General features: G+C 57.5%; 10 protein-coding genes. 5 read left to right on the top strand and 5 right to left on the bottom strand.

Going from position 1 to position 14,930, the window contains the following annotated elements; translation table 11 throughout:
- Window positions 1-7: 7 nt before the first annotated feature.
- The 4 genes from A1WC_RS09855 to A1WC_RS09840 form a co-directional block, all read right to left on the bottom strand.
- Window positions 8-823, bottom strand: a complete 816-nt coding sequence (locus A1WC_RS09855) for a transglutaminase family protein (protein WP_008804319.1) — start codon at window positions 821-823, stop codon at window positions 8-10.
- A complete protein-coding gene (locus tag A1WC_RS09850) occupies window positions 820-1,749 on the bottom strand; it encodes an alpha-E domain-containing protein (RefSeq protein WP_002910835.1) in 930 nt (309 codons plus the stop codon). Before A1WC_RS09850 ends, A1WC_RS09855 begins: the two co-directional genes overlap by 4 nt.
- Window positions 1,743-3,182, bottom strand: coding sequence for a circularly permuted type 2 ATP-grasp protein (locus A1WC_RS09845; RefSeq protein ID WP_004180417.1), 1,440 nt, complete (start codon window positions 3,180-3,182; stop codon window positions 1,743-1,745). The genes A1WC_RS09850 and A1WC_RS09845 overlap by 7 nt, the downstream gene beginning before the upstream one ends.
- Window positions 3,183-3,364: 182 nt before the next feature.
- A complete protein-coding gene (locus tag A1WC_RS09840) occupies window positions 3,365-4,279 on the bottom strand; it encodes an alpha/beta hydrolase (protein ID WP_016161368.1) in 915 nt (304 codons plus the stop codon).
- A gap of 197 nt (window positions 4,280-4,476) precedes the next feature.
- Here A1WC_RS09840 and A1WC_RS09835 point away from each other — a divergent pair, with 197 nt between their 5' ends.
- Together A1WC_RS09835 and A1WC_RS09830 are read left to right on the top strand one after the other, a co-directional pair.
- Entirely contained in the window at window positions 4,477-6,210 is a 1,734-nt protein-coding gene (locus A1WC_RS09835) for an alpha,alpha-trehalase (protein ID WP_016161369.1), read from the top strand.
- Between the two features lie 251 nt (window positions 6,211-6,461).
- On the top strand, window positions 6,462-8,582 hold the full coding sequence (locus A1WC_RS09830) for a TonB-dependent siderophore receptor (protein ID WP_016161370.1): 2,121 nt from the start codon (window positions 6,462-6,464) through the stop codon (window positions 8,580-8,582).
- Window positions 8,583-8,630: 48 nt separating this feature from the next.
- On the opposite strand, the gene emtA is transcribed toward A1WC_RS09830, so the two are convergent.
- Window positions 8,631-9,242: a membrane-bound lytic murein transglycosylase EmtA gene (gene emtA / locus A1WC_RS09825; RefSeq protein WP_008804313.1), complete on the bottom strand. Its 612-nt coding sequence runs from the start codon at window positions 9,240-9,242 to the stop codon at window positions 8,631-8,633.
- 175 nt (window positions 9,243-9,417) lie between these two features.
- On the opposite strand from emtA, the gene ldcA reads away from it, so the two are divergent.
- The 3 genes from ldcA to A1WC_RS09810 all read left to right on the top strand — a co-directional run bounded on the left by ldcA (window position 9,418) and on the right by A1WC_RS09810 (window position 14,913).
- Entirely contained in the window at window positions 9,418-10,332 is a 915-nt protein-coding gene (gene ldcA / locus A1WC_RS09820; protein WP_016161371.1) for a muramoyltetrapeptide carboxypeptidase, read from the top strand.
- A 92-nt stretch (window positions 10,333-10,424) separates the two neighbouring features.
- Window positions 10,425-12,158, top strand: a complete 1,734-nt coding sequence (locus A1WC_RS09815; RefSeq protein WP_008804311.1) for a potassium/proton antiporter — start codon at window positions 10,425-10,427, stop codon at window positions 12,156-12,158.
- Window positions 12,159-13,560: 1,402 nt separating this feature from the next.
- Window positions 13,561-14,913 carry an SIR2 family NAD-dependent protein deacylase gene (locus A1WC_RS09810; RefSeq protein ID WP_016161372.1) on the top strand — a complete coding sequence of 451 codons (1,353 nt, stop codon included), beginning with the start codon at window positions 13,561-13,563 and terminating at the stop codon, window positions 14,911-14,913.
- Window positions 14,914-14,930 lie beyond the last annotated feature (17 nt).

Genomic DNA, 14,930 nt, shown 5'->3' on the forward strand with positions numbered 1-14,930 from the left:
TCCCGTATTATTGCTGCTGCGCCTGCTGGCTGTGTTCGCGCACTTCAGCGTTGGTTAACATAATCTCCCCGCCGCCGCCCAGCCGGGTGCCCCGTACCGGGCAGGCGTCGAGATAATCCAGCCCGGTCGCCAGCCGCAAATGCTGATTCAGGCGACGGGTATTATTGGTGATATCAAACGACAGCCAGCGGCCGTCGAGCCAGACTTCCGCCCAGGCGTGCATCGCCACATGCTGAGCGTTATCGCTGTAAACATAGCCGCTGACGTAGCGCGCCGGGATCTCCAGCGCGCGGCAGCAGGCCAGAAAAACATGGGTATGATCCTGGCACACCCCCTTCGCGCGGGCGAAGGCGTCGGCGGCGGAGTCCTGCACCTGGGTCGCGCCGGGGGAGTATGGCATTCTTAACAGCAGATCCGCCATCAGTTGATTCAGACTTTCTTCCGCCGCATCGGGACGATAGAGGCGCTGGGCAAACTCACGGATCGCCGTATCGGCGCGGGTTAGCGGCGTACAGCGCAGAAAAACCAGCGGCGACAGCAGCTCGGCCTCTTCATCACGCGTCTCCTCCCCTTCATCGGCGATATCGACAATCCCGCTGGCGCGGATAGTGATCTCCTTGTGCGGGTTATCCAGCGTCAGCACATGCAGCACATTGCCCCAGCCGTCGGTAGTGGTCACCGCCGCCCCGTCCGGCAGGGTCAGCGTCCAGGCGGTGATGGTCTGCCGGCCGGTACTGCGCGGCGTCAGGCGCAGATACTGGGTGGAAAACTTCACTTCTTCATCGTAGCCATAGCGGGTGAGATGATCGATGACCAGTTTCATAAGGCCTCCAGATAGGTTTGTCTGATGCTGTCGGACAGCGCGTTAATTCTCGCCAGCAGGCCGTTAAGGGTGGTCTGCAGGTCCGCCTGCGCCAGGTCGTCGCGGGTGCTGAAGCGCAGGTCAACGTTGAGCTGATGGGCCAGGCGCAGCGGTTGATAGGAGCGATCGTTGGCGATCTTCTCCAGCTCGCCGACCAGATCGGCAATGCTGGCGCGCAGCGAACGCGGAATATCGTTACGCAGGATCAGCAGCTCCATCACCGTTTCGCGACTGACTGGCTGGCGATAGAGGCTGTTGTAGGCTTCGCGGGCGCTGACCGCATTGAGCAAGGTATCCAGTCGATAGTATTCCCGCACCGGATCCGGGTCGTTGGTCAGTTGTTGATCCTTAATCAGCAGCAGCTGGGTGGTGGCAAACGCACGCTCTATCAGCGTGCCGATGCCGATAAAGCTCAGCGCGTCGTTGCGCAGCAGCGTGCCAATCACCGCCCCGCGAAACAGATGCACCCGCTCTTTCACCCACTCGAAAAAGCCGTCGCTGCCGAGTTCGCCCAGCCCCTGCTGGCGCAGGGTTCGCAGCTCGATTCGGGTGGCGTTGATGCTCTCCCACACCTCGGCCGACAGACTGCCGCGCACCGCGTGCGCATTGTTCCACGCCATCTCCACGCAGCTGTAAATACTGCAGGGGTTGTTGCCATCGAGGGCAAAAAAGTTGAGCAGGTTGCTCATGGTAAAGCGGGCATGGCGCGCCTGAAACAGCTCGTGGGTCATCGACAAATTCAGCGGCAGCGCCAGATCCCGCGACTGCTGGCTGTGCCGGGGGATCATCGATAATTTCCAGGTCACGTCCAGTACCCGGGCGTAGCTTTCCGCCCGCTCGAGATAGCGGGCCATCCAGAACAATTCACTCGCCGTACGACTTAGCATGATGCGTCATCCTCCATCACCCAGGTATCCTTGGTTCCGCCGCCCTGCGACGAATTGACCACCAGCGACCCTTCGGTCAGCGCCACGCGGGTCAGGCCGCCGGGCACCAGCCGCATCTCCTGCCCGGACAGCACGTAGGGCCGTAAATCGATATGTCGCGGCGACAGACCTTCATCAACGAAGGTGGGGCAGGTCGACAGCGCGAGGGTGTCCTGGGCGATATAGTTGGCCGGATTGGCCAGCAGGCGCTGGCGGAAGGCCTCTCGCTCCTCTTTAGTCGAACGCGGGCCAACCAGCATGCCGTAACCCCCGGCGCCATGGACCTCCTTGACCACCATCAGCTCAAGGTTACTCAGCACATAGCGCAGGTCCTCTGCTTTCCGGCACTGCCAGGTGGGGATATTGCTGAGGATCGGCTGTTCGCCGAGGTAAAAGCGGATCATCTCCGGAACGTACGGGTAGATTGATTTGTCGTCGGCGACGCCGGTGCCGATAGCGTTGGCCAGCACCACGCCGCCGGCGCGATAGACTGACAGCAGCCCCGGTACGCCGAGCATGGAATCGGCGCGGAAGGCCAGCGGGTCGAGCCAGGCGTCGTCGATGCGGCGATAAATCACATCCACTCGCCGCGGCCCCTCGGTGGTCCGCATATACACCGCGCCGTTCTTAATGAACAGGTCGGCGCTCTCCACCAGCTCGACCCCCATCTGCTGCGCCAGGAAGCTGTGCTCAAAGTAGGCGCTGTTGAAGCGCCCCGGGGTCATCACCACGACGCAAGGGTCATCCACCAGCGAGCTTTCGCGCAGGGTCTGCAGGAGGTAGCTCGGGTAACGCTCCACTGGCGCAATGTGATGCTGCTCGAACATCTCCGGATAGAGGCGCATCATCATCTTACGGTTTTCGAGCATGTAGGAGACGCCGGACGGCGTACGCAGGTTATCCTCCAGCACGTAGTATTGACCGTCGTTATTGCGCACCATATCGACGCCGGTGATATGGGCATAGGTGTTGTTTGGCAGGTTGATACCCTGCATGCATGGCTGATACTGCTCGTTGGCCAGCACCTGCTCGGCCGGGATCAGCCCCGCGCGCAGAATATTCTGCTCATGATAGATGTCATAGAGGAAGGCGTTGAGCGCTTTCACCCGCTGGCGAATGCCGCGGTCAATCCGCTGCCACTCCCCGGCGGGTATGATCCGCGGCACGCTATCAAACGGGATCAGCCGCTCGGTTCCCTCATCCTCGCCGTACACGTTAAAGGTGATGCCGATACGGTGAAAAAGCAGTTCCGCTTGCGCTTTTTTCTGCCGGATAGAGAATTGATCGGTGTTGCGAAACCATTGCCACCAGGCATTATAGTGCGGCCGCTGTTCACCCTGCGCGGTCAGCATCTCGTCATAATAATGCCCGTCAGGTAGCGTAATTTTAATCATGGCTATCCCCTCCGGTTGTACTCACTTTGTGGTAATCCCGGTAAGAGATAAGCATTAATTATGCCAGGTCATCTACCGCCGCGGCGTTGTGCAAATCTGTTCTGACCTGCCGTCTGATTGTGCAAAAAATCGCCAGAACAGCCGCCCGCGCCCGGCTGCGGTTGCACCGTCGTGAGGCAGCGCTACGATTTTTGCGCCATCGTGGACGCCAGCGCCTTCAGCCAGGCGGCATAGGCCGTGGGCCAGGCGGTCGTCGGCGTTCCCGGGCGCCCCATACCAAAGCCATGGCCACCGCGGGTATAGCGGAAAAGCTGCACAGGAACCTGATGCTGGCGGCAGGCGTCAGCCATCAACAGCGTATTGTGCGGATTGGAAATCGGATCGTCCTGCGCCTGTACCAGAAAACAGGGCGGTGTGGCCGTTGTCACCCAGGTTTGTACCGACCAGGCGCGGTCGGCCGCCTCGCTCGCCTGCGGCCCCACCAGCAGACGATGGGTCGCCGTATGGCTCCAGGGCGGCAGGAGCGTGATCACCGGATAGATCAGCGCGGCGCCGTCGGCGGTGGCGGGCTGGTGGTCCAGCGCATCCTCCGGCGGGTAGCTGGCAAACGCCGGCCGACAGGCGGCCATCCCCAGCAGATGTCCCCCCGCCGAAAAACCGAGCACGCTGACCTGCGATTCCCGGGCGCGGATCAGCCGCAGGGCCCGCTGCGCATCCTGCAGCGGCGCCAGCGCACCGGCCTGCCAGCCCTCCCCCGGCAAGCGGTAGCTCAGCACATAGGCGGTATAGCCGTGCGCCGTCAGCCAGTGCGCCGCAGGCCAGGCCTCACTGCCCATCTCGATCCGCTGGTATCCGCCGCCGGCCGCCACCAGCACTCCGTGGCCAGTGGCCCGGGCGGGTTGCCAGACCGTCAGCACAGGACGAGGGATATGGCTCAGCGCACCGCGGGCGGATAACCGAGCCTCGCCCCCCGGCCCGCCTCCCCCCGGCGGTTGATCCGGCCACAGCGGCAGCGTCAGCGCCGGAGCAGTGGCCGCCGCGCCCCGCACCGCAGACAGCGCAGCGGCGCTAAACAGCAGAAATTGACGTCGATTCATGACTGGCTCCCGGGCGCGTTGGCTTGCCTGTAAACCTAACCGCTTTGCTGGTGGTTATATCAGAAAACCTGGCAGGTAAATCCTCTGTTTTCGCGCAAAATGTTACCCCTGACACGCGCAGCGGCAGATATTCGTCTAAGGTTTCTGGATGGCCAAACGTCGTGGCCCGCAGTCGATAATGATAAGGAGAACTCCCCATGACGAGTACTGATGCACATCGTCCCGCTGCTTTGCCCTGTACCCTGCGCCTGGCGATCGGCGGCGCCCTGCTCGCCCTGATGAGCCTGAATGTCCAGGCGGAAGACGGCAAAACCGCGCCGCCCCCCTCGCCGGATATTCTGCTGGGCCCGTTGTTCAATGATGTCCAGAGCGCGAAGCTCTTTGCCGATCAAAAAACCTTCGCCGACGCGATCCCTAACAGCGATCCGCTGATGATCCTTGCTGATTACCGGATGCAGAAAAACCAGGCCAGCTTTGACCTGCGCCACTTCGTCGAGCTGAACTTCACGCTGCCGAAAGAAAATGACACCTATGTGCCGCCTAAAGGGCAAACCCTGCGTCAACATATCGATGGCCTGTGGCCGGTCCTGACCCGCAGCACCGTCGAGGTGGAAAAATGGGACTCGCTGCTGCCGCTGCCTAAGCCCTACGTGGTCCCCGGCGGACGCTTTCGCGAAGTCTATTACTGGGACAGCTATTTCACCATGCTGGGTCTTGCCGAAAGCGGTCACTGGGATAAAGTCGAAGATATGGTCGCCAACTTCGCCGCGGAAATTGACACCTGGGGCCATATCCCCAACGGCAACCGCACCTATTACCTCAGCCGTTCGCAGCCCCCCTTCTTCTCCTTTATGGTGAGCCTGCTGGCGACGCACGATGGCGACCAGGTACTGAAAACCTACCAGCCGCAGCTGGAGAAGGAGTATCGCTACTGGATGGCCGGAGCGGACGCGCTGGCCCCCGGCAGCGCTGACAAACGGGCGGTGCGGATGGCGGACGGCGCGCTGCTCAACCGCTACTGGGACGATAACGACACCCCGCGCCCCGAGTCCTGGCTTGACGACGTCAAAACCGCCAAAAGCAACCCGAATCGTCCGGCAACCGAGATCTATCGCGACCTGCGCTCCGCCGCCGCCTCCGGCTGGGATTTCAGCTCCCGCTGGATGGATAATCCGCAGCAGCTCGCCACCATTCGCACCACCTCGATTGTCCCGGTCGATCTCAATGCCCTGATGTTCCATCTGGAGAAAACCCTCGCCCGCGCCAGCAAGGCATCCGGGGACAGCGCCGGCGCTACACAGTACGATGCGCTGGCTAATGCCCGCCAGCAGGCCATCGAGAAATATCTGTGGAATGATAAAGAGGGATGGTACGCCGATTACGATCTGAAAACCCACAAGGTGCGCAATCAGCTGACCGCGGCGGCGCTGTTCCCGCTGTACGTCAATGCGGCGTCACGCGAGCGGGCGACGAAAGTGGCCGCCGCCGCTGAGTCGCGGCTGCTCAAACCCGGCGGGCTGACCACCACCACCGTCAACAGCGGTCAGCAGTGGGACGCCCCGAACGGCTGGGCGCCGCTGCAGTGGGTGGCGGTCGAGGGCCTGCAAAACTACGGCCAACAAAAGATCGCCATGGAGGTCAGCTGGCGCTTCCTGAGCAACGTTCAGCATACCTATGACAGCAAGCAAAAGCTGGTGGAGAAGTATGACGTAAGCTCGACCGGGACCGGCGGCGGCGGTGGCGAATATCCGCTACAGGATGGCTTTGGCTGGACCAACGGTGTCACCCTGAAGATGCTGGATCTGATCTGCCCGCAGGAGAAACCCTGTGACGCCCTGCCCGCCACACGTCCGGCGGCGGCCCCTTCCGCGCAGAGCAAGCCAGCCGCCAACGACCCCGCGCCGGCGGCAGCGCAAAAAACCGGCTCCTGACGCTTTTCCAGCCCGTCTCTCCCCCTACCAAATTCGGTAGGGGGAGGTCATCTCCCTGCTGACAGCAGCCCCGCTCTGCGGCCCGCGGGAAGCACGTCACTCCCCCCATCGCCCTGAACCGGTCACCTTTCGCTTGATCACATAAATACAAACAATAATAATTCGCATTACTTTTTAACGAACAATGACAGATTCGTTTTTCCCGCGGCGGCGTACAGGAGTACCAGACCGCGTTGGTTCAGGATGATCTTATGAACGTGGCTATTTCCCGAAAACGCCCGAGGCTGCTGTACGCCCTCGTGGTCGCCCTTCCCCTCACCGCGCAAGCTGAAGAGACCGTGGTGGTCACTGCCAGCCCGCCGGCGTCCGCCAGCGCGCCGACTGAAGGCTACAGCGCCAGCACTTCGCTCGGGGCGACGAAAACCGACCAGCCGTTAATCACCACCGCCCAGTCGGTGTCGGTGGTCACCCGCCAGCAGATGGCGGACCAGGGGGCGAATACCATCAGCCAGGCGCTGGAATATACCCCGGGGGTCTACTCCAGCTTCGGCGGCGGCGCGACCCGGTTCGACGCCATCTCCCTGCGCGGCTACCACGGCGGCGACGTCGATAACCTGTTCCTCGACGGTATGCGCCTGATGAGCGACGGCGGCAGCCATAACGTTGTGCAAATCGACCCGTGGTTTATCGAACGCGTCGATGTGATCCGCGGCCCCTCCTCCGCGCTCTACGGGCAGAGCGTGCCGGGCGGCGTGGTCAACCTGACCTCCAAACGCCCGCAGTTTAGCCAGCAGGGCCACGTCCGCCTGACCGGCGGTACGCAAAATACCAAAGGCGCGGCCTTCGATTACACCGACGCCATCAACGAGCAGTGGGCATGGCGGCTGATCGGGATGACCCGCAGCAGCGACACGCAGTATGACCATACCCGCGAAGAGCGCTACGCGATTTCGCCTTCCCTGCTGTGGCAGCCGGACAGCGACACCTCGCTGCTGCTGCGCGCCTATCTGCAAAAAGATCCTTCCGGCGGCTACCACGGCTCTTTGCCGCTGGACGGCACCCGCTACGCACATAATGGTCGTAAGCTCTCCCCCAGCACCAACGAGGGCGATCCGGGAGATGGCTATCAGCGCCGCCAGCAGATCTACAGCTATGAGTTTGACCACCAGTTCACCGACGTCTGGTCGGTCTATTCCGCCGGGAGCTACACCCACACCAACGTCTCCCTCGATCAGGTCTACCAGGTCGGCTGGATAGATGACAGCGACATGCTGGCCCGCGGCTACAGCGGTTCGCGCGGTTCGCTGGACGGCTGGTCGACCGATAACCGCCTGCGCGCCGATTTCAATACTGGCGACCTGGCGCATACCCTGATCCTCGGCGCCGAATATCATCGCTTCCGCAACGATCTGTGGACCGGCGCCGGCGGTGCGGCGCCGCTAAACCCGTTTACCGGCTATACCGCGCAGACCGGGCATACCGTCACCTACAGCGATGACAATCATCGCCGCTACTACCAGACCGGGCTGTATCTGCAGGATGAGATGGTCTGGAACCGCTGGCATGTGGATGTTTCCGCACGCTACGACCGCATCGTTTCCCAGCAGGTCAGCGATACCTTCGGCACCTCAAACCGCCGTTCAGACGACCATATCAGCGGCCGCGCCTCGCTGTTGTACGCCCTGGATAATGGCCTTTCGCCTTATCTGAGCTACAGCCAGGCGATCACCCCGGCGATGCTGCCGGGCGCGGACGGCAAACCGCTGAAACCGACCACCGCCGAACAGGTCGAAGCCGGTCTGAAGTTCCAGCCGCCGGGCAGCCGCAACCTCTATAGCATTGCAATTTACGACCTGACGCAAAAGGATGTCGCCACCCGCGACCCGAACATCGCCACCGCCACCTATATTCCGGCGGGTAAGGTCCATTCCCAGGGCGTTGAGCTGGAAGCACACCACCAGATCACCCCGCAGCTGAGTACTATCGCCTCGTATACCTGGAATCGTCTGCGCTTCCAGGACACCAGGGACGGTACCGACAACAACACGCCGCAGCTGGCCCCGGATCAGATGGCCTCCTTCTGGGCGCGCTATCAGTTCCCGGCGGGGATCTCGGTGGGCGCTGGCGTCCGCTACATCGGCAAACAGTGGGCGGATGATGCCAACACCGCGCGGCTGCCGTCGGTCACGCTGATGGATGCCATGATGCGGGCCGACCTCGGTGTCTGGTCGCCAACGCTGAAAGGCGCTTATGTGCAGGTTAACGCCAACAATATCGGCGACCGCGAGTATATTTCCGGCTGCTACGGCACCGGCAACTGCTACTGGGGATCAGAGCGCAGCGTCATGGCCACCGTGGGCTACGATTTCTGAGGACTGCGGACGTGGCCTCCGGGAGACTCCCGGAGGCCAAACGAGGGATTACATGGCGTCCAGCGCTTTCTGCAGTTTCCAGATATAGCGCGGCGCCTGCGGTGCCGGGTGTTTTTTCACCACATGCTCGAAGAACTCATCGGCGTCGAGATCGTTAATCTCATCGATGGCGTCCTGGCGATCCGACGAGAAGGTGCGCAGCAGGGCGCCGGCACCGTTGGCATAGGAGACCACCACCGCGTAGCGCATCACCTGCGGGTCTTTGATCCCCGCCAGCGGACCGTTCTCCAGAATGCTCAGATAGGCGGCCCCCATCGAGATATTACGTTCCGGGTTTTTCAGCTCACTGACCGACGGCTCGCCGCGCCAGCCCATCCGCCGGTAGACATCGCGTCCGGAGGTCGACGGCTTGAGCTGCATCAGCCCGACGGCGCCGGATTTACTCACCACCGCTGGATTACCGCCCGACTCGATGGCGATGATCGCCGTGATCAGCTGCGGGTCCACGCCCCAGGCGGCGCCGGCTTTTTCACTGATCGGCATCCACTGCATCGCCCGCTTCACCGGGACCTCGGGGTTCCACGGCGGGTTAGTGTAATCATGTTTCGAACTACAACCGGCCAGAAAAACGACTAAAATAAGCAACCATCTCAATTTCACACATCTATCCTTATCTACCCAAACGCCATCATGCTGCAGAACGACGGCAGCGGTACGTCCCCCGCCGGCCGACAACCTGAAGGATGACGGGTGCGGACTGAAGTTAGCCACCTGGAGATGACAATCGCCATTCCAGGCGGCATCATAACCCTTTCATTCATAGCAAGGAATTATCATGTCTCAGTTTTATCTGGTCGCGCCATCGGGTTATTGCATCAACCAGCAGGCGGCAGCCCGCGGCGTCGAGCGTCTGCAGCAGGCCGGACATGAGGTGGCCCACCAGCAGGTCATTCCCCGCCGGCAGCAGCGTTTCGCCGGGACTGAACAGGAACGCCTGGCCGATATTAACCAGCTGGCCCAGCTGCCCGGGCGCAACCGTATCGTCCTCGCGGTGCGCGGCGGCTACGGCGCCAGTCGCCTGCTGCCGCATATCGACTGGCAGGGACTGATTGCCCGCCAGCAGCGCGACCCACTGCTGATTTGCGGCCACAGCGATTTCACTGCTATCCAGTCGGGCCTGCTGGCTACGGGCAACGTCATCACCTTCAGCGGGCCAATGCTCGCGGGCAACTTCGGCGCGGAGACCCTCGATCCGTTTACCGAGCACCATTTCTGGCAGGCGCTACGCCAGGCGGAATTTACCCTCGAATGGCCGGGCGAAGGGCCGAACTGCCAGGTGGAAGGCACCCTGTGGGGGGGAAATCTGGCGATGCTGACCTCGCTTATCGGCACGCCGTGGCTACCGTCGATCCGCGACGGCATCCTGGTGGTGGAGGATATCAACGAACACCCGTTCCGCGTCGAGCGCATGCTGCTTCAGCTGCTGCATAGCGGCGTGCTGGCGGCGCAGAAAGCAGTGATCTTCGGCAGCTTCACCGGCAGCGCGCCAAACGACTATGACGCGGGGTACGATTTGCCGCAGGTCTTTGATTACCTGCGCCAGCAGCTTTCCCTGCCGTTGATTAGCGGACTGGAGTTTGGCCACGAGCAGCGCACGGTGACCCTGCCGCTGGGCGCCCGCGCGCGACTGGTGAATCAGGCAGCTACCACCACTCTGACGATCAGCGGCCACCCGGTGCTGACAGAATAAATTTCCCGGACGCATAGGCGGATCCCCTGCGAATTGTTAAAATAGTGTCACTTTTAGCCATTTTTTCACGCCAGTCAGGGAGTACGTGAACATTGGACGCCGCTGCGGTCATTAGTCTGTTTATTCTGGGTTCTGTTTTAGTAACCTGCAGTATCTTATTGAGCTCCTTTTCTTCGCGCCTTGGCATCCCGATTCTGGTCATCTTTCTGGCCATCGGGATGCTGGCAGGCATTGACGGCATCGGTGGCATCCCCTTCGACAACTACCCCTTCGCCTATATGGTGAGTAACCTGGCGCTGGCGGTGATCCTGCTGGACGGCGGGATGCGCACCCAGGCCAGCTCCTTTCGTGTCGCACTGTGGCCTGCGCTGTCGCTGGCGACGGTCGGGGTACTGATCACCTCGGCGCTGACCGGGATGATGGCGGCCTGGCTGTTCAAGCTGGATATGATCGAAGGCCTGCTGATCGGCGCCATTGTCGGCTCCACCGACGCCGCGGCGGTCTTCTCGCTGCTCGGCGGCAAGGGGCTCAACGAGCGCGTCGGCTCAACGCTGGAGATTGAGTCAGGCAGTAACGACCCGATGGCCGTCTTCCTGACCATCACCCTGATCGAAATGATCCAGCAGCACCAGACCGGCCTCAGCTGGATGTTCGCCGTGCATATCATCCAGCAGTTTGGCCTCGGGATCGCCATCGGCCTCGGCGGCGGCTACCTGTTGCTGCAGATGATTAACCGCATCGTGCTGCCCGCCGGGCTCTATCCGCTGCTGGCGCTGAGCGGCGGGATCATGATTTTCGCCGTCACCACCACCCTCGACGGCAGCGGTATCCTCGCCGTCTATCTCTGCGGCTTTCTGCTGGGCAACCGGCCGATCCGCAACCGACACGGCATCCTGCAGAACTTCGACGGCCTGGCGTGGCTGGCGCAGATCGCCATGTTCCTGGTGCTGGGCCTGCTGGTGACGCCCTCCGACCTGCTGCCGATCGCCATCCCGGCGCTGCTGCTGTCGATGTGGATGATTTTCATTGCCCGCCCGCTGTCGGTGTTTGCCGGCCTGCTGCCGTTTCGCGGCTTTAACCTGCGCGAACGGGTGTTTATCAGCTGGGTTGGCCTGCGCGGCGCGGTGCCCATCATTCTCGCGGTGTTCCCGATGATGGCCGGGCTGGACAACGCCCGCTTGTTCTTCAATGTCGCCTTCTTCGTGGTGCTGGTGTCGCTGCTGCTGCAGGGCACTTCGCTGTCGTGGGCGGCGAAGAAAGCCAAAGTTGTGGTGCCGCCCATCAGCTGGCCCATCTCCCGCGTCGGGCTGGATATTCACCCGGAAAACCCGTGGGAGCAGTTTGTCTATCAGCTGGGCGCCGATAAGTGGTGCATCGGCGCGGCGCTGCGCGATCTGCATATGCCGCCGGAGACGCGGATTGCGGCACTGTTTCGCAACAATGCCCTGCTGCACCCCACCGGCAGCACCCGCCTGCGGGAAGGCGATATCCTGTGCGTCATTGGTCGGGAGCACGACCTGCCGGCGCTGGGCAAAATGTTCAGCCAGTCGCCGCCGGTGGCGCTCGATCAGCGCTTTTTCGGCGACTTTATTCTTGATGCCGAGGCCCGCTTCGCCGATGTGGCGCAAATCTACGGCCTCGATGGCGGAGAGGAGTTCCGCGAGCATCAGCAGTCGCTCGGGGAAGTGGTGCAGCAGCTGTTGGGCGCCGCGCCGGTGGTGGGCGACCAGGTGGAGTTCGCCGGGATGGTGTGGACGGTGGCAGAAAAAGAGAACGATCACGTGCTGAAGGTTGGGGTGCGGGTCGCGGAAGACGAGGCGGAGTGATCCGCTTCACAGCTTGAATTAATTTATTGATATTAATATAGTTTTTTAAAATAACGGTCCACAAAATAACCACAGCCAGTTTAATTAAACTTGCATCAATCGCCTTTAAGGCCATAGTGCCCGCCAGTAAACGATGAACTAGCCCCTCTTTTTGGGGCTTTTATTGCGTCTGCATAATGTTAATAAATATGCTATCGACCTCCTCCATATTTAAGTCGGCCATCGGAAAACCATCACAACCGTCACACCTTGCAAAAACCCATGTATAACCATGATTTTAGTGAATAAAATTTGTGACGGTTAAACCATCACAAAACGCAACAGAAACCGTCACACCTCATAAATTCAATGAGTTATAAAACAGACATGTGATGTTTTAAGACCGTCACACTGTGATGGCTTAGTGATGGTTTTAACAATGTTAATTTACCCATAAATATCATATAGATAAGACTAATTTTAAAATCTCGTGACGTTTGTGATGGTTTTCCGATGCCCCCTTAACTTTTGAAAATATCCAGATTGGCTAAAAATCACCCCGATTTGTTGGTGTAATTGTTGTGTATATGTAATATTTATATTTCCTCTGCATGGAGTCGTTGCGGGTGGGAATTACTTACACATCATGCCTGTGCAGAGCGCTTCTCGACTGGCAACATTTTTACGATGGAGGTCGCAATAAAATGCAATACTTCCAGAGCTGAAAACATGACCGCCTCCCTTGCCATGCCTGACATTACATGAATTTTTCATTCCCTGCTGTTTCCCGGGACCAACACCACGCAACCCCACGAAAGGTAATTAATCTGCCGTTAAAACATCAAGTTATGAAATTCTCATTTCTCCGTAACCGCTCCTGTTTTGCAAATTATTGAAAAACAGTGCAGAAATTGCAAAAGTTTACAGGCCGCAGAAGCCCTTCGGTGGCGCTGACTGGCGGTATAATCTGCGCGGAAATTCTTTTGCATAAATAGTGCAGGCGGGTGCGGTGTAGCGCCGTTTCCGTCTGACAAGACTTTGCGTACGCATCCCCAAGTGTATTCAATGCAATCTGAGGATATGTAAAAGTTACGAGTCCATTGCTAGCATGTATGGCGTCATATGACCTCAAGAAGAATTAACGACAAACCAGACACAGAACCCCATCGAAATGTTGAGCCAGACCTCATCTAGCATAACTCTCTGTATGGGCACTTTAATCACCGTGTGATGTAGGTATCGGATTAAAAATAAGGGCAATTTTTCGATAAATTATATCGATTTCAATGATAAGATATTGACAGGTAAACCCTGAGGGCTAAGGTAATGTTAGAGTGTTTGAACCAAATATATGTTATATACACATATATGAATCCATTTTATAGACTAAATCAATCTGCTTAAAAAGGGTCAAGGTATAACTATGGAATTCCATGAGTATCAAGCTGAAATCATTAAGGATATAAAATCTTGCCTTGAAGGGCTCCAAGTGCAGCCCATATTATTCATGGGGGCAGGTATATCACAAAGATACATGAACTCTCCTTGCTGGGAAGACCTTTTAAAGTATTTAGCGGATCTGTGCCCTCTAATAACCCGCCCATATGGTTATTACAACCAAATGCATAATGCAAATAAACCTATGATTGCAAGTGATTTTTCTGAATCATATGCTGAATGGGCGTGGGATGCAGGTAAAGATCGTTTTCCCGAGAAGTATTTCACAGGCAATAATTCTAAAGATATATATATAAAGCATTTGATATCAGAGCATTTAAATAACTTATCGAACAGCGTAAATTTTGATGAACATGAGCATAAAGAGGAAATAAATAAACTAATAAAAATAAGGCCGCATGCAGTTATAACAACAAATTATGACAATATATTAGAAAAGATTTTTGAAAACTACCAACCGATTGTTGGTCAAGATGTCGTCACGGTTAATTACACTTCCTACGGCGAGATAATGAAAATACACGGAAGTAGTAATGAGCCGGAGAGTTTGATAATAACAAATGATGACTATATTAGATTCTACAATAGAAGAAAGTATATCAGTGCAAAGCTGTTAACCTATTTCGCTGAACATCCATTATTCTTTTTTGGCTATAGCGTCAACGATGAAAATATAAAGTCAATCCTTTCGGATATAGATGAAATAATTTCACCAAACAACTCTCTTATCCCTAATATCTACTTAGTTTCTTTTGATGTGGATTGTGAAAAAACCGGATCACATCAGAAAGAGATCCTCATAGGTGTTGGAGAAAACAAATCGATAAGAATCAAGGTAATATATGCCAATAGTTTTGGTTGGGTATATGATGCACTGTCATCAAACTCACCTGAAATCAGTGTCAACCCGAAATTAATCAGAGCACTTTTGGCCAGAACCTACACCTTTGCCTCTCAGTCGCTAGTAAAGCAAGAGTTAGAGTATGATTTTGAAATGCTTAGGCAGATTGCAGAGGAAGGAAGTACCCTTCCGAAATTGTATGGAATTGCTGAGCTTAACAATGGACAAGCATTAAATGCAAACTATCCGTTTACAATGTCCGAGGTTGCAAAACTTTTAGGCCGTCAATCGTGGCATGCAGTACAAAACATAATTGATATAATCGAAGAGGAAAAAGGCTTCGATATAAAATCGAGCGATAACAACTATCACATAACAATCATGACTGGTAAGACAGGATTCCATAAATATTCACCTTTAGCACTTGAATTAATGAAAAAAGTCCTTAATGGTGATGATTACCAACTGAATCTATAAGAAATAAAATGGTTTTA

This window comes from Klebsiella sp. KTE92 (assembly GCF_000398905.1).
Lineage (GTDB): Bacteria > Pseudomonadota > Gammaproteobacteria > Enterobacterales > Enterobacteriaceae > Klebsiella > Klebsiella variicola.